Below are 23020 nucleotides of genomic sequence, written 5' to 3' on the forward strand. Positions count from 1 at the left end.
GGGGTAAGGCGGGGGTCAGGCGGGGATAGCCCCCGCGTCGGTGACCTCCGCGTTGAGGTCGCACCAGATGACCGACGTGCCTCCGGAGCGGGCGCGGTTGCCGAAGCGGAGGTACAGGTAGCCGTCGGGCTGGTGACAGATCGCGTAGCCGGTGAAGGAACTGCCGTAGCAGGTGATCGACGCGCCGTGCCCCTTGGTGCCCCTCTCGTACCGCCAGGCGTCGCACGAGAGCGAGGGCGCCCTGCCCGCGTCATTGGATGCGGCAGCGGGCGCGGCGAGGCTCGTCGCGCCCCCGGCCGCGAGGGCGAGGGATACGCTGACGGCCGCGACACGGTAGCGGAAGCTCATGTGACCCCTCCTGTGGATGCTGAGGCCGGTCGTTGCGAGGGGCGACGCTACCCACCGGCGCGGGCGCCCGGTAGGGGCGGGGCGGAGTTGGCCGGGAACGGGCGCCCGGATTCCGCCCCCGTTGCGGAGGAACGATGTCCGCTTTTCTTGTGGGTAAGTGGTCTCCTGACGTACGGACATGACAGGTCATGACCCGAGCGACCCAGGAGGAGAGCCACGTGATCGCTTTCTCGCGGCCCGCGCTGGGCGACCCCGAACTCCGCGCCGTCGCGGAGACCTTCGACAGCGGGACCGTCGGCTACGGGCCGCGGTCGCGGGAGTTCGAGGGACTGTTCGCCCGCTATCTCGGCCTGCCGCCCGAGCACGTCGTCTTCCTCAACTCGGCCACCTCCGGCATCTTCCTCGCCCTGGAACTGCTCGGCCTCACCGAGGGGGACGAGGTGGTGATGCCGTCCCTGAGCTTCGTGGCGGGGCCCAACGGCACCCGGGCGCGCGGCGCCCGGCCGGTGTTCTGCGAGGTCGACCCGCACTCCCTCAACCCCTCGGTGCGCGACGTCGAGCGGATGCTCACCCCGCGCACCAGGGCGGTCCTGGTCCTGCACTACGGCGGCTACCCGGGCGACGTCGCCGGCCTGGCGGAGCTGTGCGCGGAGCGGGGCGTCGCCCTCGTCGAGGACGCGGCCTGCTCCGTGGCGTCGAGCGTACGCGGACGGGCCGCCGGGACCTTCGGCGACATGGGCGTCTGGAGCTTCGACCAGATGAAGATCATGGTGACCGGTGACGGCGGCATGCTCCACGTGCGCGATCCCCTCCTCGCCCGCCGTGCCCGCCGCCTCGCCTACCACGGCCTGGCCCGGCCCGACGACGGCTTCGCACCGCCGCCCTGGCGGCCCTGGGAGTTCGAGCAGCGGGAGATCGGCCGCCGGCTCGTCGGCAACGACCTCACCGCCGCGATCGGCGCCGTCCAGCTGCGCCGCCTGCCCGCCCTCGTCGCCCGCAGGGCGGAGCTCGTCCGCCGCTACGACGACGCGCTGGCCGGGGCGGCGGGCATCCGGCGGCGGCCCCCGCTCCCCGCCGGTCACGTCTCCTCCCACTACCTGTACTGGGTGCAGGTGGACCGCCGCATCAGGGACGAGGTGGCCCGCCGCCTGCACGCCGCCGGGGTCGAGACGAGCTTCCGCTACGGTCCCCTGCACACCGTTGCGGCCTACGGTCCCGTACGGTCTCTGCCGGTGTCCGAACGCGCCGCGGCGCAGACGCTGTGCCTGCCCCTGCACCCGGGCCTCACCGACGACGACGCGCGGACCGTCGCGCACCTCCTGCGGGAGACCGTCCGCGCGCTCCTGCCGCGGGCGGTGTGACGCTCAGAGGATGCCGCACTTGCCCGGCGTCCAGTGGGTCTGCGTCTTGACCGCGTACCGTGGCCAGCCCCGCTCGGTCACGAAGTGCCGCACCACCGCCCGGCAGGTCGCCGCCTCTCCCGCGACGTAGGCGACACCCGGCCCCGGAGGCAGCTCCAGCCGGCGGACGGCCGCCACCAGCACCGGTGAGGCGGCCGCCGAGGCGCGCCCGCGGTGCACCCAGGACAGGGACCGCGCGCCGTCCGGCGCCGGGAACTCGGCCTCCGGGCCCGTGGTCTCCAGCACCCCGTGGGCCAGGGCCCCGGGCGGGAGCGCGTCCAGCATGGTGAGCAGCGGCACCGCTCCCGTCTCCTCGCCGGCGAAGACGTGGTGGCGGGCCCGCGGGTCGAGCACGATCCGGTTGCGCGGGACCCCGGTCCGCACCCGCTCGCCGGGCGTCACCGCGGCCGCCCACGCGCAGCCCGGGCCGCCCGGGCGGTGCAGCGCGATCCGCAGGGTGAGCGAGGCGTCGGCCGGCGAGTGCCGCCACACCGAGTACGTCCGCAGCACGGGCTGCCCCTGCTCGCCGCCGGGAACCTCCACGGGCAGGTGGGCGCCCGGCTTGCAGGCGAGCCGGGCGAAGGCGGGGCCGCGCAGCGTCACGTCCGTCATGCCGGGCACGGCGGCGCGGACCGCGGTGACCTTCGCCTCCAGCAGCCGCTCGTCCCGGAACCGCCGGCCCGGATACCCGTGCCGCTCCGCCTGGTGCATGTGTGCTCCGCCTTCCGCTTCCGGTGTCCCTTCCCATTGTGCGGAACGACAACTGCCGGTTTCTTTCACCCCGCTGACAGGAGGCGGGGCACGGGTGATCCGGCCGGGCATCCTGGCCGTGGTTCCCGTGATCGCTTCCCGCGCCCCCGGGCGCTCGGGCCGGCAGATGGAGAGGCAGCATGCTCGACAGGCGGACTGTGCTACGGGCCGGGGCGGTGGCGGCGGTCGCGGCCGCAGGCGCCGGCGCGACCGGTGCGGCGGCCGCGGGACCGGCGGGACCGGCCGCGCGGCGCAGCGCCGGCGGCGTCGACTGGAGCGAGCTCGGGCGCCGGCTGTCCGGTGACCTCGTCCTGCCCTCGGACAGCGGCTACGACCGGGCCAGGAAGCTCTACAGCGGCCAGTTCGACGGGATCCGGCCGCAGGCGGTGGCCTACTGCCGGAGCGAGGAGGACGTCCGCACGACGCTCGCGTTCGCCCAGCACCACGCCCTGCCCCTCGTGCCCCGCAGCGGCGGGCACAGCTTCGGCGGCTACTCCACGGGCGAGGGGATCGTCCTCGACCTCTCGCGGCTCAATGCGGTGGGGCTGACTCCCCGCAACACCGTCGTCATGGGCGCCGGCACCCAGCAGGTGGACGCCCTGACGGCGCTGTCGCCGCGCGGCGTCACCGTGGCGGGCGGCAACTGCCCGGGGGTGTGCCCCGGCGGGTTCGTGCCCGGCGGCGGACTGGGCTGGCAGACCCGTAAGTTCGGCATGGCCTGCGACCGCCTGGTCTCGGCCAGGATCGTCCTGGCCGACGGGCGGGCCGTCACCGCCTCCGCCGAGCACCCGGACCTGTTCTGGGCGACGCGCGGCGGCGGGGGCGGCAACTTCGGCGTGATCACCGGCCTGGAGCTGCGGCCCACCGACGTGCCCACCCTCGTCAGCTACAACCTCACCTGGCCGTGGGAGGCCGCGAAGCGGGTCGTCGAGGCGTGGCAGCACTGGATCATCGACGGCCCCCGCGACCTCGGCGCCGCCCTCGCCGTGCAGTGGCCGGACGCCGGGACCGGCGCCCCGGTGGTCGTCGTCACCGGGGCCTGGCTCGGCGCGGCGGACGCCCTCGGTCCCGTCCTGGACTCCCTGGTGGCCTCGGTGGGCCGGGCGCCCGCCACGCGGTCGGCCCGGCCGCAGACCGCGCACGACGCGATGATGGCCCAGTACGGCTGCGCCGAGCTGACGCCGGAGCAGTGCCACACGGTGGGCTACTCGCCCGAGGCGGCCCTGCCGCGGCAGAACTTCTCCCTCGACCGCAACCGGCTCTTCTCCGCGGCGATCCCGGCACGGGGCGTCGAGCGGATCCTGGAAGCCTTCGCCGCGGGTCCCCGGGCCGGGCAGTTCCGCTTCCTGAGCTTCTTCGCCCTGGGCGGCGCCGCCAACCGCCCCGACCGCGCGACCACCGCCTACGTCCACCGCGACACCGAGTTCTACCTCGGCTTCTCCCTCGCCCTCAACAAGGCTGACTACAGCCGCGAGGACGAGGCCGCGGGCAGGGCGTGGGCCGCGCGCGGGCTCGCGACCCTCGATCCGTACTCCAACGGCGAGAGCTACCAGAACTTCATCGACCCCGAGCTGACCGACTGGAAGACGGCCTACTACGCCGAGAACTACGGCCGGCTGGCCGCCGTCAAGCGCACCTACGACCCCCATCGCTTCTTCTCCTTCGCCCAGGCTGTCGGCTGACCGGAGCGCACCCCCGCAACCGTGCGCCGTGGACCTCCCTGTGATTGAGTGAAGTCCGGTACCACGGTGACCAGTTGAGTCGAAGGGGGCGCACGTGCCGTTACTGCCGGGAGAGAGGGTGGAGCTGATCCGCTGGCCGGCGGAGTCCGGTCGCCGGGAGCACTGCCGCGATCGCGGGGTCATGCGGATCCTGGTGCTGGAGGCGGGCGCCGAGGCGCCGCCGAGCCCGGATCCCCGGGAGGACTGGGTGCGCGCCCCCATCAGCCCCGGAGACCTCCGGGCCCGGGCCGAGGCGCTGCGGATGCGGGCCGCCGCGGAAGCCCGGCCCGTGGTCGAGCCCAACGGCGTCCTGCGCTTCCGCCACCGCTCCGCCCTGCTCTCGCCCACCGGTGCGCACCTGGTGGCCCGGCTGGCGGACTCCTTCACCGAGGTCGTCGCCCGCGACGACCTGCTCGCCCCGCGGCCCGGCCGCCCCCCGCTCAGCCGCAACGCGCTCGACCTGCACATCATGCGCATCCGCCGCCGCCTTGCGGCGCTGGGCCTGCGCGTGCGCACCGTCCGCGGCCGGGGCTACGTCCTGGAGGGGGTGCGCCCGGCGGGGCACTGACACGGTCACTACCGGCCGCGTCGGCGCGTACGTGCCGGGCGCCGGTGCATCCACGACGAGGAGGGCCCCCGTGCCGCAGCAGAGCTCTGCCGAACGCCACAGCCCCCTCAGCCGCGTCGACGTGCGGCTGGGCGAGCGCTCCTACTCCGTCCACGTCGGGCCCGGGGCGCGGAATCTCCTGCCGGACGTCGTGGCGGCACTCGGCGCGCGGCGCGCCGCGGTCGTCACCGCACGCCCGCCGGAGACGGTGCCCGGCCCCGGCGTGCCGTCGACGGTCGTACGGGTGCGGGACGGGGAACAGCACAAGACCCTGGCCGCCGTCGAGGACCTGTGCCGCCGGTTCACCGCCTTCGGCCTGACCCGCCACGACGTGGTCGTCTCCTGCGGGGGCGGGACGACCACCGACACGGCCGGGCTGGCGGCCGCGCTCCACCACCGCGGCGTGCCCGTCGTCCACCTGCCCACCACGCTCCTGGCCCAGGTGGACGCGAGCGTCGGCGGCAAGACCGCGGTCAACCTGCCCGAGGGCAAGAACCTCGTCGGCGCCTACTGGCAGCCCTCCGCCGTGCTGTGCGACACCACCTACCTGGAGACGCTGCCCGCCGAGGAGTGGGCCAACGGCTACGGCGAGATCGCCCGCTGCCACTTCATCGGCGCGGGCGACCTGCGCGGCCTCCCCGTCCACGAGCAGATCACGGCGAGCCTGCGGCTGAAGGCCTCGATCGTCTCGGCGGACGAACGCGACACCGGCAGGCGGCACATCCTCAACTACGGCCACACCCTGGGCCACGCCCTGGAGACGGCCAGCGGGTTCGCCGTCCGCCACGGCGCCGGGGTGGCCGTGGGCACGGTCTTCGCGGGCCGGCTGGCCCTGGCTCTGGGCCGGATCTCCGCCGGCCGTGCGGAGGAGCACGCCCGGGTCGTACGCGACTACGGCCTGCCCTGTGCCCTCCCGCAGGACGCCGACGTGACCGTGCTCACCACCTTGATGCGGCGCGACAAGAAGGCCGCGGGCGACGGCCTGGCCTTCGTCCTCGACGGGCCGCGGGGCGCCGAACTCGTCACCGGAGTCCCCGAGGACGTGGTCCTGCGCACCCTCCGGGAGATGCCGCGGCAGGGCGGGTGAGCGGGCTCGGCCTGCCGGCACCCGCTCACCCCTGCCGGGTCACGGGCGCCGGGCCACGAGCAGCAGGTAGCCGAACTCCCTGATGCCGACCAGGTCGCCCGGGTCGAACTGGTCCACCATCTCCTCCCCGAACTCCTCCGCGAGCTGCTTCTTCGCCGCGTTGATGCGCTCGGAGAGCAGGACGAAGGTCTTCTCCAGCGTCTGGTCGCTGATGTCCAGGAACTCCTCCAGCCACAGCCCGGCCCCGCGCAGCAGGGGCGGGTAGGACTCGGCGGTCACCATCGTCATCATGAAGTCGTGCAGGTAGCGCCGTACGGCGGTCTGCCCGGCGGCGGGGATGGGGGCGCGCTCGAAGAAGTCGGTGAGCACCAGGCGCCCGCCCGGCTTGAGCACCCGGCCCACGTGGGCGAGCACCCGGGCCCGGTCGGGCATGTGGATGATCGACTCCAGGGCGATGACCGCGTCGAAGCTGCCGTCCTCGAAGGGCAGTTCCATCGCGTCCGCCTGCCGGAACCTCGCCCGGCCGGCGACGCCGGAGGACTCGGCCAGCGCGTTGGCCCGGGCGATCTGCTCGGCGCTGACGGAGATCCCGGTGACGTCCGCGCCCGTGCGGCGGGCGATGCGCACCCCGGGCGTGCCCACGCCGCAGCCCAGGTCGAGGACGCGCGATCCGGCACCGATGCGCAGCCGGTCGGTCATCATGTCGGTGAGCCGGTCGGTCGCCTCCTCCAGCGGCACCCGGCTGTCGGGGGAGTCCCAGTAGCCGAAGTGCAGGTTCTCGCCCAGGGAGGCGGAGCCCAGGGCGGTGAACCGGTCGTAGAGCGCGCCCACTTCGGCGGACACGGGCGACGGCATGGGCAGTTCGGTCAGGTCGGAGTGCGGCATCGGAGCCCTCTCTGGAGTCGTGGGTGGGAGCGTGGGGAGGCGCAGGAAGCGCGGGAAGAGCAGGCAGCGGCCGGTCAGCACAGACGGAGGTCGCGGTACACGGCGTCGGCGATGCGCAGGATGCGCTCGCGGTGCCGTTCGTGCGCCACCTTGCCGTTGAGGTGGACCGCCACCGTGAGCCCGGCGTCGGGATCCGCGAACGCCACCGCGGTCCACAGCCCGTCGTGCCCGTAGGAGCGGGGGGAGGTGTGCGTGCCGAAGCTGGTGAACTCCTCGCCCAGGTGGCGGCATTCGAGGCGGAAGCCCATGCCCCAGTCGGCGTTCCCGTACCGGTCGCGCAGACCGGTGCGGTGCCGTGCGGTCAGCGCGGCCACGGTCGTCGGTGACAGGACGCGCCCGCCGGGGGCGTCCCCGCCGCGCAGCATCATGGTGAGGAAGCGGCCGAGGTCGCTCAGCGGCCCCCGGGTGTTCACGCCGGGGATGCACCGCGTGGTCGCGGCCTCGGTGGACCACCAGTGGGTGGGCTGGGGAGCGGAGCCGGGGTTGCTCACGTGGATCAGCGGCAGCCGGTCCCCGAAGGCCGCGAAGTCCTCCGGCGTCAGGTGCACGCGCGTGTCCGCCATCCCGCACGGCCCGAGGATCTCCTGCTCGACGTACGGCCGGTACTCCCTGCCGTCGGCCACGGGAAGGATCCGGGCCAGGACGAACCAGGCCCACCACTGGCTGTAGTTGACGCCCGCAGCCCGCCGGGACCACGGCGGGACCGTCACGCCGAGGGCGCGCCCGAGGCGCTCGTCGTCCGGTCCGGCGACCACGCCGTGCAGCGGGTCGTCGCCGGTCGGCAGCGGGCCCGTGTGGGTCAGCAGGTCCATCGACGTGACGGACTCCTTGCCCGCCCGGCCGAACGCGGGCAGGTAGTGGGCGACGGGCAGGTACGGGTCGTACACCCCGGCTTCCCAGAGCCGGCCGAGCGCCGCCGACAGCAGGGGCTTGGCGCAGCAGTACCACAGCGGCAGCGAGCGATGGGTCATCGCGACTCCGGGCCGGGCCTCGCCCAGCCCCGCGTCCGCCAGCGTGACCCCGTCGAGGGAGACGTGCAGCTGCGCCCCGGGCGTCGACGTGCCCACTTCGCGCTCGATCTCGCGCACCGTGCCCGGCAGGGTCTCCCGCGCGTGCTCGACGGCCTCGGCGGCCTCCGCCCCGGCAGGCTCGGCGGACGGCCGCTGCGGCCGGGCCGGTGCCGGAAGCCCCGCCGCGGCCCGCAGCGCGGCCACATGGCCCGAACCGTCCCGCCGGAGCGCCGCGTCGACGAAGAACAGCAGGCTGAAGTTGCCCACGGCGCGCACGTCACCGCGCTCGAAGACGCCGGCGCGCTCCTGCGGCGAGCCCAGCAGCAGCGCGCGGGCCGCCGCGTGCGGCAGGGCGATCCGCAGCCCCGGCGGCTCACCGGCGGCGGCCGCGACGCCGAGGCGCCCGGCGGCCAGGTCCACGGCCACGTCCACCGCGGCAGGCGCCCCGGGCGGCGGATCGGTGATCTCCAGCCGGAGCGACACGGTGTCGCGTACGCCGGCGGGCGGGCGTTCCAGGGAGCGGCCGGCGGCGAGCCAGGCCGTGGACAGGAACGCGTCGGCGGACTTCGTCCCGGGCACCGGGCTCATTCCCCTGCCTCCTCTGTCTCTTCCGTCTCCTCCGCCCCGCCGGTCCCCGCGCCGGACGCCCCGCCGGTCCCGGCGCCGGAACCGGCGGTCGTGTCCATGCCCGGGGCGATGCCGGTGAGGACCCGGTCCAGGCTCGTAGTCAGCGGATAGTCGCGGAACCACAGCACGAACTCCTCCACGCCCGCCGCCACCAGGCGCCGCGCACGGTCCGTGATCTGATCCGGCGTGCCGTACAGGCTCCGCCGCGCCAGCAGGTCCGGGTGGTGGCTCCAGAACGGCACCTCGTGCGGGGAGCACAGCCACCTGTCGCGCTCCAGCACCGAGTCGAAGACCCGGCACTCGGCCGCCCAGGCGTGCCGCACCCCGCCGGGATCCGCCCCGAGGGCCGTCCTGCGCCTGCCGAACTCCTCTACGGCCGCGGCCACCTGCCGCACCTCTCCGGTCCACTGGACGGCGGCGCACTCCCGTACCGCGGCGTCCGCGGGCCGCCGCGCCCCGGCCCCCTCCTGCCCGGCGTCCAGGCGCAGGACCAGCGGCAGCGGCTGCTGGTGCGGCACCGGTACGCAGTGCGCCGCCGTCAGCCGTACGTGCTCCCCGGCGAGGGACACCGGCCGGCCGCTCCACAGCGCGCGCAGCGCCTCGGCCGTCTCACCGACGGCGCGGTGGGCCGGCTCGTCGTCCGGGGCGGTGTCGCCGGCCGGGGCGAGCCCGGTGGAGACGTGCTCGGGCACATACGCGGCGGCGGTCAGGCCCAGCGCGAGCCGCCCGCCGCAGATGTGGTCCGCGCCCGCCGCCCGTTTGGCGAGCAGCGCCGCGTTGCGGAAGGGCGCCGCGGGGGAGAGCAGGCCCAGCTCCAGGCCCGGCACCGCGGCCGCCAGCCCGGCCAGCGCCGTCCAGCCCTCCCAGACGGGCCCGGGCGAGCGGCGGGGCGTGGTGTCGGTGCGGTCCAGCAGCCACAGCGCGCCCCGCCCGTGCCGCCGGACGGTGCGCGCGGTCTCCAGCAGCAGCCGCCAGCCCTCGGTCCCGCCGGTGCCGGCGAGTTCACCGGCCGCGCCCTGCGGGGCGACGACGCTCCAGCGCGGGGCCGCCGCCGTCATCCGCGGCCCCCGCCGCACACCAGCGCGAGCAGGTGCCACGGCTGGTCGAGCAGGAAGTCGGGCTGCTCGGCGCGCAGCCGCTCGGCCGAGCCCTCGCCCCAGGTGACGCCGGCGGTGGCCGTGCCGGCGGCGCGCCCGCTGCGGATGTCGATCACCGCGTCGCCGACCATGACCGCTCCTTCGGGCGGCGCGCCCAGCCGGTGCAGCGCCTCGTGGACGATGTCCGGTTGCGGCTTGGGCCGGGGCACCTCGTCGCTGCCCACGACCTCGCCGAGCAGGGGCAGCAGCCCGGTCCGGTCCAGGACGGCGCGGGCCCGGGAGCCGGACTTGCCGGTGGCGACGGCGGTGCGCACGCCCCGGTCTCGCAGGGCCGTCAGCAGTTCCGGCACGCGGGGGTAGACCGTGACCCGGTCCATCAGGTCGTGGCTCGCCCGGACGAAGGGCCGCTCCATCTCGCCGGGCAGGCCCATCAGCCGCATGATGTCGGGGAAGTAGCGCCCCTGGTGGGTGACGTACTCCTCGAAGGGCGGCTCGCCCGTGCCCACCACTTCGCGGTAGGCGATCGCGAAGGCCTCGCGCATGACCTCGAAGCTGTCGATGAGGACGCCGTCGAGGTCGAAGACGACGGTGGCGAAGCGGCCGTGAGCGGGGGCGGCGGCCTGCGGCGGGACGGCGGGAGAGGCCGCGGCGGAGCGGGGCGGGGGAGTCAGGGGCATGGCAGGAGCTCCGTGGGTAGGGACGCCGGGGCCCAGACCCCGGCGTGACTGACGACTTTCGTGAAGCGGTCGGTGAGCCGGTGGAAGACGGCTCCCGGGGACGCGGCCGGCGGGTGGGCCGCCGCGTCCAGCCCGCCCCAGGCGGCCATGGCCCGCAGCAGCAGCGGATCGGCCGGCACCCACCGGCCGTCCACCAGGAACTCCGCCCAGCAGTGCGGGGTGGAGTACGGCCGGGCCACGAGCAGCCCGAAGGCGAAGCGCACGCCGAGCCCGCGCCGCTCGCCCTCCGCGACCAGCCACGCGGCCGCGCCCCCGCAGTCCGCCATCCGCGTGTGCCACAGGAACTCCGGGTCCCAGCGAACGGCCTCCGGCAGCAGGAAGAAGCCGACCGGATCCAGGGCGCCCAGCAGCTCCAGGACCGGCGGCGGGAAGGCCGGCCACCGCGGCTGCGGCCGTACGGTGAGCCGGTCCACAAGGGCGTCGCCGGGCGGGCCCGCCACCACCCGGCGCCGCCCGCCGGGCTGCAGCACTCCGTACGGGCAGGGGCCTGCGTGTCCGGGCACCGGGCACGCCGCCTTCACGTCGACCAGCAGAGGCGGGGGACCGGGGACCGAGGCCGTGCGCAGGGCCGCCGCCCAGGAGCGGATCGCCCGCCGCTGCACGGAGGCCAGCCCCAGGTGCAGAGCGGTGTTGCCCAGGTCGTAGCCGTCGAAGAGCCGGCCGGGGCCGTGGCCGGCGTGGGGCAGCCCCGCCGCCGTGAGCTCGTCCAGGAGCTCCGGCCCGATGCGGTGCAGGCGGCGCGCGCCCTGTTCGTCCACGGAGAAGCGGCGGTGCTCGTCGGGGACGAGCAGCAGCCGGTCCACGAGGGGGCGCAGCTCCCGCGCCGAGGGCGGCCGGGTCGGCACGTGAACGCTGATCTCCTCATCCTTTCGCCGGAGCGGGGCGGGGCGCGGTCGGTGCGGCCGTGGGTCAGTCGAGGTAGCCGAGGGCCTGGAGGCGGGCGGCCACCTGCTCCTCGTCGCCCGGGGTGTAGGCCGGGCGCGGGGCGTAGGGGGAGTGGTCGCGCAGCGCGGGGATCACCTCGCGGGCGAACAGTTCGAGGGACTCGGCCCGGTGCCGCTCCTCCAGCCCCGCGAAGGCGAACTCGCCGAGCACGGTGTTGAAGTGGCCCTCCGCGGCCGCGGCCCGGATCCTCTCGGTCACCGTCCGCGGCGAGCCGACGAAGACCAGGTTGTGGTCGAGGAGGAAGCCGAAGTCGCCGGACCCGGCGAGGATGTCGGGCGTGCTCAGCCTGCTCGCCGGGGCGTGCTGCTCGCCGGAGCGCCGTACCGAGCTGTACTGGAGGGTCTTGGTGAACGTCTCGGTGATGTGCGCGGCCGCCCGTGCCTCGGCTTCGGCGTCGGTGGGAGCGACGTGGACGAGGGTCCAGTAGCCGATGTCGGGGTCGCCGGCGTGTCCGTGCTCGCGCCACCAGTCGAGGTAGTGGCGGTAGACCACGCCCATGGAGGCCCGCGGCACGATCATCGTGGAGCCGGTGTGGGCGCCGGCCGAGCTGAGGTAGCGCAGGGTGTTGCGGTTGGTGGTGGGCACCCACAGCGGCGGGTGGGGGCGCTGCAGGGAGGAAAAGGAGAGCGTGACGTCGCGCACCCGGTGCACGGGCCCCTCGAAGTCGACGGTGCCGTCGCCGCCGAGCGCGGTGCGCAGCAGTTCGACCGCTTCCCGGGTGAGCTCGTGGCGGGCCGCGAAGTCGGCGCCGAAGGGCAGGAAGGGCTCGGGGCTGACGCCCGAGGCGAGCCCCACCTCCAGCCGGCCGCCCAGGAGGTGGTCGAGGGTCGCGACCTCCTCGACCAGGTGCATCGGGTGGCGCAGCGGCGGGACCCAGCCCATCGGCCCGACGCGGATGCGCTCGGTGTGCAGGGCCGCGCCCGTGCAGAACACCGCCGGGGAGGACATCCAGCTCTCGTGCGGCGTGCAGTGGTGCTCGACGGAGAAGGCGTAGTCGAGGCCGAGCCGGTCGGCGTCGCGGATCTCGCGCCAGAGTTCGGCGTAGCGCTGCCCGGGGGTGATGCCGGGCCGGCCCCAGACGTGGGTGAAGTAGGCGAACTTCATGAGACCTCCCGCAGGGTCCGGCCGGCGGCCGAGTAGATGTGGTCGATGCAGGAAGCGAGGATGGTCACTTCGGCCATCGAGCCCTCGCCCAGCCCGGACGCCGGCCGGCCGCCGCGCGGGCCCCCGAGCCGGCGGGCGAGCTCGTCGACCTGCCGCTCGTACTCGATGCCCACGGGCTCGTCCGGCAGGGCGATGCGCTCCTCGCGGCCCAGGCGCAGGACGGTGAGGGAGGAGCGCGGCAGGCGGTGCGGGCTGAAGCCGAAGGTGCCCCGCAGCGTGGCCACGCCCTCGGTGCCCTCCACCGTGATGGTGGTGACGTCGAGGGCGTGGTGGGAGGCCCAGCGGGTCTCCAGACAGATGCCCACGCCCGTGTCGGTGACCAGGAAGCCGCGGGCGGTGTCCTCGACGGGCTCCGCGGGCCGGGCCGCGGGGCCGTCCTGGGGGCGCTGCCGCCAGGCGGCCGTGGCGTCGCCGCGCTCCATCCAGTCGGCCGACATGGTGCCGGCCGCCCGGACCACGCGCGGCCAGCCCAGCAGGTGCAGGCCCACGTCGAGCAGGTGCCAGCCCAGGTCGAGCAGGGCGCCGCCGCCCGACAGCCGCCGGTCGACGAACCAGCCGGTGCGCTGCGGGATGCCGGTGGCCCGGATCCAGCTCAGGCCCAGGTTGCGGATGGTGCCCAGGCTCGGCAGGAGCTCCGCCAGCCGGCAGACGTCGGTGCGGTGCCGGGCGGCGCTCCACGAGTACAGCGTCAGGTCGCCGATGCTGCCGCGGGCCAGGTGGTCGAGGGCGAGCGCCTGGGCCTCGAAGAGGGTGCGGAAGACCGGTTTCTCGACGAAGACCGGCACGTCGCGCTCGACGAGCGCCCTGGCCACGGGAAGGTGCAGGTGGTTGGGGAGGGCGATGACGGCCGCGTCCACGCTGTCGGGGCTCAGCTCCTCCGGGCGCCGCAGGACGCGGGTGTGCCCGCCGCGGGGCAGGGCCGACCGGGCCGCCGCCGGGTCGTCGTCCACGACGGCGTCGACCCGGAACGCCGGGTGCGCCTCCAGCAGGGGCAGCCACACCTGCCGCGCGACCCAGCCCGCGCCCACCACCGCCAGCCGGAGCGGTTCTTCGCGGGCCGCGGGCCGCGCGGATCCGCCGGGTGCCTTGTCGGTGAAAGTCATCAGAAGCGCGCACCGCCGTCGACGACGAGGGTGGTGCCGTTGACGTACGAGGCCGAGGGCGACAGCAGGAACGACACGGCCGCCGCGACCTCCTCGGGCTCGCCGAGCCGGCCGGCCCCGATGAACTTGAGCACCAGGTCGCGTTCCGCCTCGGAGAAGTCCATGACCTCGGCCCGGATCGCCCCGGGCGCCACGACGTTGACGGTGATGCCGTGGCCGCCGACCTCGCCCGCCACGGACGCGGCCCACGGCTGGAGGGCGCCCTTGGTGGCGGCGTAGGCGCCGTGGCCGGGCAGCCCGCTCGTGCCCGCCCGGGAGCCGAAGAGCACGATCCGCCCGTAGCGGGCGCGCATCATCGGCTTCAGGCACGCCTTGGCGAGGCCGATGGCACCGGCCAGGTTCACCTGCAGCAGCCGCTGCAGGCTGCGCTCGTCGGTGGCCAGGGCGAGCCGGCGGGTGCGCAGGCCCGCGGCCGCCACGCAGCCGTCGACCCGGCCGAAGCGCTCCACGGCGGCGGCCACCAGGGCGTCGGCCCCCTCGGGCCGGCTCAGGTCCGCCGCGACGGGCACGAGCGTGCCTCCCTGGCCCTCGGCCTGCTCCTGCAGTTTGCGCACGGCGTCGGTGCCGGTGTGGTAGCCGGCGACGACGGCGGCCCCGAGGGCGGACAGCTCCAGCGCGCAGGCGCCGCCGATCTGCCCGGACGCGCCCGAGACGACGACCACGCGGCCGCTCAGTCCGAGCCGCTCCACGGCCCGTTCGGTGACGCTGCTCATCAGCTGGCCTCCTCGGCGATGATCAGATGACACAGGGACTCCTCCAGCGGCAGGTGCCTGCTGACGCGGGCTCCTTCCCGGGTCAGGCCGGCGATCAGGTCGCCGGCCGTGGGCCATGCGGTGCCGCCGTGCGTGAGCCAGTCCAGGGCCAGTTCGCTGCCCGGCCCGGCCGGGGGCAGGAAGACGTCGTCGACCAGCAGCCGGCCGCCGGGGCGCAGGCTGCCCAGCAGCGCGGCGAGGTCGCTGCCCGGCGCGGGCCCGTGCACGCCGTTGGCGACGACGCAGAGGTCGGCCGTACCGGGGGGCGGTTCGGGGCCGGTGGTCACCCGGCCCTCCGCGACGGCGGCGGCGACGGCGGGCGCCGGCGGCCCGGCGAGCCGGCCGACGGTCAGCAGGTGGCCGCCGGCTTCGGGGTCGGCGGCCAGCAGGCGTTCGAGGTAGCGGCCCGGCCCGGCGGTGACCTCGGTCATCCGCGCTCCCGGCCGGGGCTTCAGCAGCCGCAGGCCGAGCGCGGCCCGGGCGCGGGCGCTCGGGCCGTTCATGGCGCCCTGGTAGACGGTGACGAACTGTTCGAGACCGGCGGGCCCGGTCTCCTCGAAGGGGCGCCGCGCCGTCCCGGTCCGGGCGACGGCGGCGATCTCCTCCCGTGTGACGGGGCCGCGCGAGAGGTGCTCCTCCAGGCGGACGAACGCGGCCAGTTCGGCGGCCCGCACGCGCGGCTCCCCGTCCCCGGCCGCCGTGGTGGTCAGCAGCCCCAGCCCGGCGGCCGCCCGGAGCAGCCACTCCAGGGCGTCGGCGTCGCACCCCAGCTCCCGGGCCAGGTCCGCCGCCCCGGCGCCCTCCGCCAGGGCGTCCAGCGCGCCCAGGCCGTGCAGCGCGAAGAGGAGCTCGGAGGTCTTGTAGGCGCGCGCCGCCTCCGCCGCCCGCCGGGTGAGCCGGTAGCGGGGAGCGGCCCGGACCTTGCCCGCGGCGGAGGTGGGCAGGGCCGTGCGGATCAGGAACTCGTCGGGGACCTTGTGCGCGGCCAGTTCGCGGCGCGCGTGCTCGCGCAGCGCATCCTCCGGAAGGCCCGGGCGCGCGGAGGCGACTTCAGCGACGATGCCGTCCTCGCCCGGATGGCGTCCCCGCCGTGCGGTGACCCGTACTTCGCGGACGTCCGGGTGACCCCGCAGCACTTCCTCGATCTCCAGGGGCGACACCCAGCGGCCGCCGCGGCGGATCGCCCTGTCCTTGCGGCCGATGACGCGCAGCCCGCCCGGCACGGCCACGGCGAGGTCCCCCATGGCGTGCCAGGTGCCGTCCACGCGGACGTGCAGCAGCCCGGGCGTGCCCTCGGGGACCGCCTCGCCGTCCTCGCCCGCCAGCCGGTACGCGATCCCGGGCAGGGGAGTCCCGACGCAGAAGGGCTCGATACGGGCCTGCCCGGCGAACACCGCACCCGTCTCGGTCGAACCGTAGTTCCGGGCGAGCGGCGTGCCGAACGCCTCCTCGAAGGCGCGCTCCAGCCGCTCGTCCACCGGTCCGGCGCCCACCATGGCCAGCCGCAGGGCGGGGGCGGCGGGGCGCTGCGCCGGGGCCCGGTCGCCGGGCGGGGGGCCGCCCGCGCGCAGCCGCCGGGTCGCGAGCAGCCGGGCGATGCTGGGCACCAGCGCCACCACCGTGGCCCCGCCGGCCAGTTCCGCCGCGATCGCGCCCAGGGCCGCCGGCGGCACGGGCCGCAGCGAGGCGCCGGTCACCAGCCCTCCGAAGAGCCAGCCCAGCGCGTAGGCGTGGGAGAGGGGGACGGGCAGCAGCAGGGTGTCCCGGCCGGTGAGCCCCACGCCGTCGCGGTAGCGGCGGCCCTCGGCGAGGAGGCTCGCCTCGTCGCGCGCGACGATCCTGCTCGCTCCGGTCGAGCCCGACGTGGGCAGCAGGACGGCCGGGCCGGTCCCGCAGGGCTCCCCGGGCGGGACGGTCAGTACGGGCGGCAGGTCGCCGTCGCCGTCCGGGACGGTCAGCGTCCTGCCCCCGCCGGCCGCCCGCAGCAGCCGGTGGACCTCGGCCTCGGGCGTGCCGGGTTCCAGGAGCAGCGGCCGGGTCCCGGCGGCCAGCAGGGCCAGGAAGGCGACCACCCACGCGGGGCCGTTGGCGGCGCAGAGGGCCACCGCCTCGCCGGGCGCGGCCCCGGCTCCGACCGCGTCCGCGGCCTTGCGCACCCGGTCGAGCAGCGTGCCGGCGTCCGTGCCTGGCAGCAGGACCCGGTCCGGCGGCAGCGCGCGCACCGCGTCCAGGAGCGTCTCCGCCTCACCGTCGCCCATGTCACTTCCCCCCGGTGCGGAGGTAGTCGGCCTTGGCGTCGGCGATCAACCGGCGGATGCGGGGCGGGGAGTAGGTGGGCGCGGCGCACAGCTCGTCGAGGGTGATCTCGTCCTCGAAGTACATCGACAGCGTGTCCCACGGGGTGAAGCAGCCGTGGCACGCCGAAAGCCGCGGCCGGGGCGCGAGCAGGGCCCGGTAGAGGCCGCTGGTGCCGGCCTTCTCCAGCGTCTCCTCCCAGCTCTCCTCCAGGGCGTTGCCCATGTCGGAGAACCAGATGTTGGGGCAGGGCGTGACGACCCCGTCGCTGAAGGTGGAGACGACCAGCCGCGGCAGGTGGCAGCGGAAGGTGCGGCGCCCCTCGCGGTAGAAGCTCAGCAGCCGGCCGAAGTAGGGGCGCGGCGGCAGGACGGACGCGAACTCGTCGTAGCGGTCGGCGAGTTCCTGCACGAGGCCGTGCTGCTCGGGGCGCACCGCGAACTGCTGCGCGTCCGGGCCGCGCACGGGGAAGGGGAAGTACACCGGGGGCCGGGAGAAGCCCGTCAGCCACTCGGCGAACGCGCAGGCCTCGGTGACGCTGCGGTCGTTGAGCACCGAGTAGATCTCCACGGGCAGCCCCGAGTCGAGGATGCGGGAGATTGCGGCGACGACCTTGCGGTGCAGGCCCTCGGTGGGCACCCGGTGGCTGTTGCCGTGGTGGAGGTGGCTGTCCAGGGAGACCTGGAGGACGACGTTGCCCCAGGTGCGGAAGCGGTCCAGGTGCTCCTGACGCACCAGCACGCCGTTGGTCTGGATCACCAGCACCTCGTGCTTGCGCGCCTCCTGCTCCAGGAAGTCCATGATCCCCCGGACCAGGAAGATCTCGCCCCCCGTGACCTTGAGCAGGGGCAGCCCGAAGTGGCCCCGCACCCGGTCGGCGACGGCGTCCAGGCGCTGCCCCAGCGGGCTGCCCGGCTCGTAGCTGTCGCGCCGCGGCGGTTCGAAGATCAGCTGGAGGGAGTGGCCCTCCTTGAGATTGCTCTGCCCGGTCAGGCAGTACGTGCAGCTGAGGTTGCAGGAGTCCTCGTTGACGACGAGGTCGTTGCCGATCAGAGGCAGCCGCTGCCCGGGTCCGGCGGCAGCCGGCGAAGGAGTGCGAGGGGACATGAGTGCCCTTTCGGTCGTGGGGGCTACGCGCTGCGCGGGTCACGGCCTCCCTCCGGCGTCCGGGCGGGCACGGGGACGGGCACTGCCGCGGGCAGCCAGTGGCGGTCGGCGAGCCGGCACCCGCTGCTGCCGTCGTCGTCGCCGTGCCCGCGGGCCCGGGCGAGCAGCGCCTCGCGCAGCGCGGGGACCGAGCCGAAGTGGGCCCGGGCCTGGCTGGTGTAGCGGCCCGCCGCGGACAGCCAGCGCTCCACCGCCGCGGCCGGCAGCGGCTCGGTGCGCGGCAGCAGGCCCGCGTGGTCGCGGACCCGCAGCCGGTACGGGAAGTCCTCGTACCAGACGGTACGGCCCGGCGCGAGGGCCTCCACCGCGCCGCGGACCAGCCGGTGATCGACGTGCCCGCCCGCCGCCAGGGGCGCGTGCACCGTCACCGGCCCGGCGCACAGCGGCTCCAGCGCGGCCCGGACCTCCTCCGGCAGCCGCGCGTCGGCGGGGTGGCGGGGGCCGAGGAGCCGCCGCGGGGACGCGTAGAGGAAACGGCCCGCCGCGGTGCGCAGCGCGGCGTCCGTGAAGCCGAGCCGTACGAGGACGGCGCCCAGTTCGGCGCAGGCGGCCGCGTCCTCGGCCCGCCGCACCCGGGGGTCGGCGGCCTCCCGCCAGGTGCCGGACGCCCCGGCCGGCCCGCCGCCGGGGCCCGCGAAGACCGTGACGACGGTCGTACGGCGGCCCTCGGCGGCCCAGCGCGCCAGGCGGCCGCCGGCGGACCAGACGGCGTCGTCCGCATGCGGGGCGAGCACCACGTGACCGCCGGGCCCGGAGTCCGTGCCGTTCGTCATCGCGCGCCGCCTCCTGCCGGTGCCTGCGTCGTCGCGGCGGCGACGGCGCGCACGTACTCCCCGGGCGTGCCGCCGGGCCCGAGCAGCGCTTCCAGGGCGTGCACCGAGGGGTGCGGGTGCACGGCCCGGAAGCGGGCAAGGTTGCGGTGGTGCTGCTCCCAGCGCCCGGGCCGGGCGTGGCTGAGGTGGACGCCCAGGGCGTCCGCGACCAGGGTCCTGCGGGCGCCCGCGGCGTACAGGCGGAAACCGAACTCCAGGTCCTCGCAGCCCCAGGTGGTGCCGAAGGCCTCGTCGAAGCCGCCCGTCCGCCGCCAGCGGTCGCGGTCGACGGCGGTGTTGGCGCCGACGAAGCCGAGCCAGGGGGCGACGTCCGGCAGGGCGCCGCCGGCCATGGCCTCGACCGTCCGCTCCAGGGCGTTGGCGACGAGCCGCCGGTGCGCGGCGGGGACGGGCGGCGAGGGCGGCGCGGGCGCCGGTCCGAGGGCGGCCCGGGCCCGCCGGACGTCCTCGGGGCTGCCGCCCTCCAGGCTCCTCAGCAGCCGTGCGGCGGTGGGCAGTTCGCGCGTCCGGCCGTGGGCGAAGGCCTCCGGGTCCGCCGCGTCGGCGTGGGCGGTCAGGAAGTCCGGCCCCACCAGCACGTCGTCGTCCAGGAACACCAGGCGGGCGCCGCGCGCCGCGGCCGCCCCGGCGTTGCGGGCCGCGGCCCGCCCCCGCAGCGGCCCCGGCACGACCCGCACCGGCAGCTCGCGGGCCAGCTCCGCGGCCACGGCGGCGGGCCCGGCGGTGCCGTCGTCCGCCGGTCCCGGATTGTCGTCGACCACGAGCACCTCGAAAGGCGGCGTCCCCGGGCCGTGCCCGGCCAGGCAGGCGAGCGTCGCGCGCAGGCGCGCCGCCGGCCCGCGGCTGGGCACGACGACGCTCAGCCGGGGAGCCGCCCCGCAACCGGTCACCGGCATCGCGTCAGAGCGCGCGGACGAGGCCCGCGAAGACCTCGGCCAGCCGGTCCAGCACGGGCACGTCGGCGAGCAGCACCCGGTGGTGCAGCCACACGCAGTCGCCGCCGATCTCCTCCGCCACGGGACAGCGCGCGGCCAGCTCCTCGGTGCCGGCCGGCACCGGCCCGTGCCGGAAGCCCTCGGTGCGGTAGACGGGCGGGAAGCCGACGAAGGCGGGCACGCCCCGCTCGACCAGCCCGTCCACCAGCGCGAGCCGCGCCCGTGCGGAGATGCCGGGCAGGCGCACCATGGCCATGTAGTGCGCGTGCAGGGTGCCGCGCTCGTCACGGCCCTGCGGCACCACCCCGCCGATCGCCGCGAGCGCCTCGCGCAGGTGCGCCCAGCGCTGCTCCCGCACCTGCAACTGCCCTTCCAGGCGGCCCAGTTGTGCCCGCAGGACGCTCGCGGAGAACTCGTTCATGCGGTAGTTCGAACCCTGCGTCAGGTGCGCGTAGAGCCGGTCGCCGGGCGGGCGGCCGCAGCAGTGCCGGAGGTAGGCCTCGCGGTGGGACTCCTCGTCGGGCAGCAGCAGGGCGCCGCCCTCGCCCGCGGTCATCAGCTTGCCGTTCTGGAAGCTGAAGGCGGCGACGCTGCCGAGCTCGCCGACCCGCCTGCCCTGCCACTGCGCGCCGTGGGCGTGCGCGGCATCCTGCAGGAGGGGGACCCCCGCGTCCACGGACAGCTTCTCCAGCGCGTCCATGTCCGCGAACTGGCCCGCCATGTGCACCGGCATGATCGCTCTGGTCCGCGGGCTGACGAGCGCCGCCGCCGACTCGGCATCCAGGCAGTACGTGTCGGGCCGCACGTCGGCCGGGACCGGCACGGCCCCGATGCGCTGCACCGCCAGCGAGGAGGAGATGAAGGTGAACGCGGGGACGACGACCTCGTCGCCCGGCCTGACACCCATCACCTCCAGGGCGAGTTCCAGCGCGTGCGTGCCGTTGGTCGTCGCCAGCGCGTACGGCGCTCCGTGATAAGCGGCGAATTCCCGCTCGAAGTCCTCGACCTCCGATCCTCCGTTGCGCCACCAGCCCTCCTGCGCGAGTGCCCGCAGAAGGCCGGTCCGCTCCTCCTCGCCGTGCTGCGGCCAGGAGGGAAAGAGCAGTTCTTCACCGGAGTCCGGCATGATGAGCAGCCTTTCGAATCTCGCGCTGGTGATGGGTCGGCTTCAGGCACCGTTCGGCAGGAGGCGGAAGGCGGTCCGGGGCCGCGGAGCGGCCGCACGCGTTTTCTCGCAGAAGGGAAAACGGCAAGGGAAAGGAGCCGGCCGGAGTGTCCGATGGCGGCCGGTCAGCGGACATGCGATCCGGCCCCCGGTCGTGGGCCGGATCACATGCCCGTACATGAGCGTCCATCGGGGTAGTTGCCGGCGTCAACACCCCCGCACCCAACTCGCCGGGGAGCCACAGGATTTCGCCGCACCCGCCCGGACCTGCGAACACGGCACCGAAGAGGCGGCCCGGGGCGGGCCGTGCGGGCTTCCGGCGGCCCATGCGGCCGGTCTATTCGCCGGGGAAGTGGCGCAAATCGCGTGCCTGGAGACGGCGGCGGGCCTGGCGTATGGTGGAGCGGGTTCCGTCCGGATACGTGCCGTGTGAAATCTGCCGCTGTCCCGCCGAATCCGCACCGCCCCGAGGGGAGACCGCTCCCCGCATCCGCCGTCCGTACCGTGGACGCTCTGCGCAGGGGCTGTTAATGTCCTCGGGCCATCGCTGACCGGGCGATTTCGCCTGCGGTCATGATGCGTTCCAGAGCTGGAGGCAATTCCGTGCCACCTTCTCGGCCTGCTTCTCGGTCCTCTCGGTCTTCCCGTCCCTCCCGGCCTCCTCGGCACCGGCCCCGCGCCCTCGTCATCGGCATCGACGGAGGCACGTTCGACGTCATCGACCCGCTCGTGGAGCAGGGCCTCCTGCCCCACATCGGCAAGCTGCTCGGCGAGAGCGCCCGGGCCGCGACCGACTGCACCTGGCCCGCCCACACGGCGCCCGGCTGGAGCACGTTCGTCAGCGCCAGCCGGCCCGGCGGCCACGGCATCTACCAGTTCCACGACACCCAGGACCCCGGCTACGGCGCCCGCGTCACCCGCTCCGCGGACCTGGGCCGCACCAGCGCGTGGGACTGGCTGGCCGCGCAGGGCCGCACCCTCGGCCTCGTCAACATCCCCATGTCCCACCCGCCGGCGGACCTGCCGGGCTATCAGGTGACCTGGCCCCTGGAGCGCACGCTGCGGCACTGCCGGCCCCCGTCCCTGCTGCGCGAACTCGCCGCAGCCAAGGCCCACTTCCAGTCCGACCTCGCGACCATGTTCCGTGGCGACCTGGCCTACCTGGAGGAGGCCGAGCGCAACGTCGAGGCGCGCGTCCGCTCCGTGCGGCACCTGATGACCACCCGGCCCACCGACGTGGTGATGGTCGTCCTCACCGAGGCCGACCGGGTCGGCCACCACTACTGGCACTTCGGCGAACCGGACCACCCCGGCCACCGGCCCGCCCCGCGGGGCAGCGGCTGGGACGCCGCCGTCCCCCGCATCCACCAGGCCATTGACCGGGCCGTCGGGGAGCTGCTGGAGCTCGTCGACGAGGACACCAGCGTCGTGCTCGTCTCCGACCACGGCCTGGGCACCGGACGCCACGCGCTCGCGCTGCACACGCTCCTGGAGGAGGCCGGGCTGCTGGCCACCGCCCCCGGGGAGCAGCCCGAGGACGGGGCGGCGAGCTGGTTCGCCGGCGCGGGGCGGCACGTGGACTTCCGCCGCACCCGCGTCTACATGCCCGTGCCCGGCAGCTACGGCCTCAACGTCAACGTACGGGGACGCCAGCTGCGCGGCTGCGTCGCGCCCCGCGAACGCGAGCGGGTCATGGCGGAGACCGCCGCGCTGCTGGAGGGCCTCACCGGGCCGGAGGGACGCCGGGTCTTCCGGGCCGTCGTCCCGCGCGAGGAGGCCTACCCCGGCCCGCACTGCGGCCGCGCGCCCGATCTGCTCCTGCTGCCGGACGACGAGAGCGTGCTGCCCGTCTGCGACGTGGGCGGCGAGGCGTGGCGGCCCAGCCCCCAGACGGGCCTGCACCGGCACCGCGGCATGTGGGCACACCGCTCGCCGCGCATCCGGCCCGGCCGCCTGCCCCGGACCGTCGCGCTGACGGACACCATGCCCACCCTGCTGGCCGACCTCGGGGCGGCCTGGCCGCCGGACGTGCACGGCGCCCCCGTGCACGAGGTCCTCGCCGGCGACCGGGAGATTCCGCCGCCCGACCCCCGCCTCGCGGAGCCCCGCGCGGCCGCCGGCCCCGGCACCGGCGGCACGGCCGCCGCCGGGAGCCCCGCCGGCAGCAGCACCGAGGACGCGTACACGAGCGAGCGGCTGCGCGAAATGGGCTACCTCTGAGCGGCCCCCCGCCCGCGGGGCGGCCGCGGGCCCCCGGCACCCCCCCGCTCCG

At 75.8% G+C, this 23020-nt stretch carries 20 protein-coding genes; 5 read left to right on the forward strand and 15 right to left on the reverse strand.

Annotated features, from left to right (window positions below):
- Positions 1–15: 15 nt before the first annotated feature.
- A complete protein-coding gene (locus tag ACSNOH_RS20965) occupies positions 16–348 on the reverse strand; it encodes a hypothetical protein (protein ID WP_436722932.1) in 333 nt (110 codons plus the stop codon).
- A gap of 188 nt (positions 349–536) precedes the next feature.
- Here ACSNOH_RS20965 and ACSNOH_RS20970 point away from each other — a divergent pair, with 188 nt between their 5' ends.
- Positions 537–1709, forward strand: coding sequence for a DegT/DnrJ/EryC1/StrS family aminotransferase (locus ACSNOH_RS20970; RefSeq protein WP_436722933.1), 1173 nt, complete (start codon positions 537–539; stop codon positions 1707–1709).
- 3 nt (positions 1710–1712) lie between these two features.
- On the opposite strand, the gene ACSNOH_RS20975 is transcribed toward ACSNOH_RS20970, so the two are convergent.
- Positions 1713–2459, reverse strand: coding sequence for a siderophore-interacting protein (locus tag ACSNOH_RS20975; RefSeq protein ID WP_436722934.1), 747 nt, complete (start codon positions 2457–2459; stop codon positions 1713–1715).
- A gap of 179 nt (positions 2460–2638) precedes the next feature.
- On the opposite strand from ACSNOH_RS20975, the gene ACSNOH_RS20980 reads away from it, so the two are divergent.
- The 3 genes from ACSNOH_RS20980 (at position 2639) to ACSNOH_RS20990 (ending at position 5913) form a co-directional block, all read left to right on the forward strand.
- Positions 2639–4180 carry an FAD-binding oxidoreductase gene (locus ACSNOH_RS20980; RefSeq protein WP_436722935.1) on the forward strand — a complete coding sequence of 514 codons (1542 nt, stop codon included), beginning with the start codon at positions 2639–2641 and terminating at the stop codon, positions 4178–4180.
- Positions 4181–4298: 118 nt separating this feature from the next.
- Positions 4299–4787 carry a winged helix-turn-helix domain-containing protein gene (locus tag ACSNOH_RS20985; protein ID WP_436722936.1) on the forward strand — a complete coding sequence of 163 codons (489 nt, stop codon included), beginning with the start codon at positions 4299–4301 and terminating at the stop codon, positions 4785–4787.
- Positions 4788–4857: 70 nt separating this feature from the next.
- Positions 4858–5913 carry a 3-dehydroquinate synthase family protein gene (locus tag ACSNOH_RS20990; protein WP_436722937.1) on the forward strand — a complete coding sequence of 352 codons (1056 nt, stop codon included), beginning with the start codon at positions 4858–4860 and terminating at the stop codon, positions 5911–5913.
- A gap of 39 nt (positions 5914–5952) precedes the next feature.
- On the opposite strand, the gene ACSNOH_RS20995 is transcribed toward ACSNOH_RS20990, so the two are convergent.
- From ACSNOH_RS20995 to ACSNOH_RS21055, 13 genes are all read right to left on the reverse strand, one after another.
- Positions 5953–6798 carry a methyltransferase domain-containing protein gene (locus tag ACSNOH_RS20995; RefSeq protein WP_436722938.1) on the reverse strand — a complete coding sequence of 282 codons (846 nt, stop codon included), beginning with the start codon at positions 6796–6798 and terminating at the stop codon, positions 5953–5955.
- A gap of 74 nt (positions 6799–6872) precedes the next feature.
- Entirely contained in the window at positions 6873–8456 is a 1584-nt protein-coding gene (locus tag ACSNOH_RS21000; protein WP_436722939.1) for a serine hydrolase domain-containing protein, read from the reverse strand.
- The gene (locus ACSNOH_RS21005; RefSeq protein WP_436722940.1) at positions 8453–9553 is read right to left on the reverse strand and encodes an LLM class flavin-dependent oxidoreductase; all 1101 of its coding nucleotides are present in this window, start codon (positions 9551–9553) and stop codon (positions 8453–8455) included. The genes ACSNOH_RS21000 and ACSNOH_RS21005 overlap by 4 nt, the downstream gene beginning before the upstream one ends.
- On the reverse strand, positions 9550–10269 hold the full coding sequence (locus tag ACSNOH_RS21010; protein WP_436722941.1) for an HAD-IA family hydrolase: 720 nt from the start codon (positions 10267–10269) through the stop codon (positions 9550–9552). Before ACSNOH_RS21010 ends, ACSNOH_RS21005 begins: the two co-directional genes overlap by 4 nt.
- The gene (locus ACSNOH_RS21015; RefSeq protein WP_436722942.1) at positions 10260–11174 is read right to left on the reverse strand and encodes a transglutaminase domain-containing protein; all 915 of its coding nucleotides are present in this window, start codon (positions 11172–11174) and stop codon (positions 10260–10262) included. The genes ACSNOH_RS21010 and ACSNOH_RS21015 overlap by 10 nt, the downstream gene beginning before the upstream one ends.
- 64 nt (positions 11175–11238) lie before the next feature.
- Positions 11239–12378: an LLM class flavin-dependent oxidoreductase gene (locus ACSNOH_RS21020; RefSeq protein ID WP_436722943.1), complete on the reverse strand. Its 1140-nt coding sequence runs from the start codon at positions 12376–12378 to the stop codon at positions 11239–11241.
- Entirely contained in the window at positions 12375–13541 is a 1167-nt protein-coding gene (locus ACSNOH_RS21025; RefSeq protein WP_436722944.1) for a Gfo/Idh/MocA family protein, read from the reverse strand. The genes ACSNOH_RS21020 and ACSNOH_RS21025 overlap by 4 nt, the downstream gene beginning before the upstream one ends.
- A complete protein-coding gene (locus tag ACSNOH_RS21030; protein ID WP_436722945.1) occupies positions 13541–14314 on the reverse strand; it encodes an SDR family oxidoreductase in 774 nt (257 codons plus the stop codon). The genes ACSNOH_RS21025 and ACSNOH_RS21030 overlap by 1 nt, the downstream gene beginning before the upstream one ends.
- Positions 14314–16611 carry an AMP-binding protein gene (locus ACSNOH_RS21035; RefSeq protein ID WP_436722946.1) on the reverse strand — a complete coding sequence of 766 codons (2298 nt, stop codon included), beginning with the start codon at positions 16609–16611 and terminating at the stop codon, positions 14314–14316. Before ACSNOH_RS21035 ends, ACSNOH_RS21030 begins: the two co-directional genes overlap by 1 nt.
- Position 16612: 1 nt before the next feature.
- Positions 16613–17755, reverse strand: a complete 1143-nt coding sequence (locus tag ACSNOH_RS21040) for a radical SAM protein (RefSeq protein ID WP_436722947.1) — start codon at positions 17753–17755, stop codon at positions 16613–16615.
- 23 nt (positions 17756–17778) lie between these two features.
- A complete protein-coding gene (locus ACSNOH_RS21045; RefSeq protein WP_436722948.1) occupies positions 17779–18588 on the reverse strand; it encodes a PIG-L deacetylase family protein in 810 nt (269 codons plus the stop codon).
- A complete protein-coding gene (locus ACSNOH_RS21050; RefSeq protein ID WP_436722949.1) occupies positions 18585–19544 on the reverse strand; it encodes a glycosyltransferase family 2 protein in 960 nt (319 codons plus the stop codon). The genes ACSNOH_RS21045 and ACSNOH_RS21050 overlap by 4 nt, the downstream gene beginning before the upstream one ends.
- Before the next feature lie 4 nt (positions 19545–19548).
- Positions 19549–20709 (reverse strand): aminotransferase class I/II-fold pyridoxal phosphate-dependent enzyme, encoded by a 1161-nt coding sequence (locus ACSNOH_RS21055; protein WP_436722950.1) that lies wholly within the window; start codon positions 20707–20709, stop codon positions 19549–19551.
- 615 nt (positions 20710–21324) lie between these two features.
- Here ACSNOH_RS21055 and ACSNOH_RS21060 point away from each other — a divergent pair.
- Positions 21325–22968, forward strand: coding sequence for an alkaline phosphatase family protein (locus tag ACSNOH_RS21060; RefSeq protein ID WP_436722951.1), 1644 nt, complete (start codon positions 21325–21327; stop codon positions 22966–22968).
- The last annotated feature ends 52 nt before the right edge of the window (positions 22969–23020 follow it).

Source organism: Streptomyces sp. URMC 127 (assembly GCF_051386535.1).
Taxonomy (GTDB): domain Bacteria; phylum Actinomycetota; class Actinomycetes; order Streptomycetales; family Streptomycetaceae; genus Streptomyces.

Coding starts and splice junctions, on each gene's coding strand:
- ACSNOH_RS20965 (WP_436722932.1), bottom strand. CDS start 348: ATGAGCTTCCGCTACCGTGTCGCGGCCGTCAGCGTATCCCTCGCCCTC.
- ACSNOH_RS20970 (WP_436722933.1), top strand. CDS start 537: ATGACCCGAGCGACCCAGGAGGAGAGCCACGTGATCGCTTTCTCGCGG.
- ACSNOH_RS20975 (WP_436722934.1), bottom strand. CDS start 2,459: ATGCACCAGGCGGAGCGGCACGGGTATCCGGGCCGGCGGTTCCGGGAC.
- ACSNOH_RS20980 (WP_436722935.1), top strand. CDS start 2,639: ATGCTCGACAGGCGGACTGTGCTACGGGCCGGGGCGGTGGCGGCGGTC.
- ACSNOH_RS20995 (WP_436722938.1), bottom strand. CDS start 6,798: ATGCCGCACTCCGACCTGACCGAACTGCCCATGCCGTCGCCCGTGTCC.
- ACSNOH_RS21000 (WP_436722939.1), bottom strand. CDS start 8,456: ATGAGCCCGGTGCCCGGGACGAAGTCCGCCGACGCGTTCCTGTCCACG.
- ACSNOH_RS21005 (WP_436722940.1), bottom strand. CDS start 9,553: ATGACGGCGGCGGCCCCGCGCTGGAGCGTCGTCGCCCCGCAGGGCGCG.
- ACSNOH_RS21010 (WP_436722941.1), bottom strand. CDS start 10,269: ATGCCCCTGACTCCCCCGCCCCGCTCCGCCGCGGCCTCTCCCGCCGTC.
- ACSNOH_RS21020 (WP_436722943.1), bottom strand. CDS start 12,378: ATGAAGTTCGCCTACTTCACCCACGTCTGGGGCCGGCCCGGCATCACC.
- ACSNOH_RS21025 (WP_436722944.1), bottom strand. CDS start 13,541: ATGACTTTCACCGACAAGGCACCCGGCGGATCCGCGCGGCCCGCGGCC.
- ACSNOH_RS21030 (WP_436722945.1), bottom strand. CDS start 14,314: ATGAGCAGCGTCACCGAACGGGCCGTGGAGCGGCTCGGACTGAGCGGC.
- ACSNOH_RS21035 (WP_436722946.1), bottom strand. CDS start 16,611: ATGGGCGACGGTGAGGCGGAGACGCTCCTGGACGCGGTGCGCGCGCTG.
- ACSNOH_RS21040 (WP_436722947.1), bottom strand. CDS start 17,755: ATGTCCCCTCGCACTCCTTCGCCGGCTGCCGCCGGACCCGGGCAGCGG.
- ACSNOH_RS21045 (WP_436722948.1), bottom strand. CDS start 18,588: ATGACGAACGGCACGGACTCCGGGCCCGGCGGTCACGTGGTGCTCGCC.
- ACSNOH_RS21050 (WP_436722949.1), bottom strand. CDS start 19,544: ATGCCGGTGACCGGTTGCGGGGCGGCTCCCCGGCTGAGCGTCGTCGTG.
- ACSNOH_RS21055 (WP_436722950.1), bottom strand. CDS start 20,709: ATGCCGGACTCCGGTGAAGAACTGCTCTTTCCCTCCTGGCCGCAGCAC.
- ACSNOH_RS21060 (WP_436722951.1), top strand. CDS start 21,325: ATGCGTTCCAGAGCTGGAGGCAATTCCGTGCCACCTTCTCGGCCTGCT.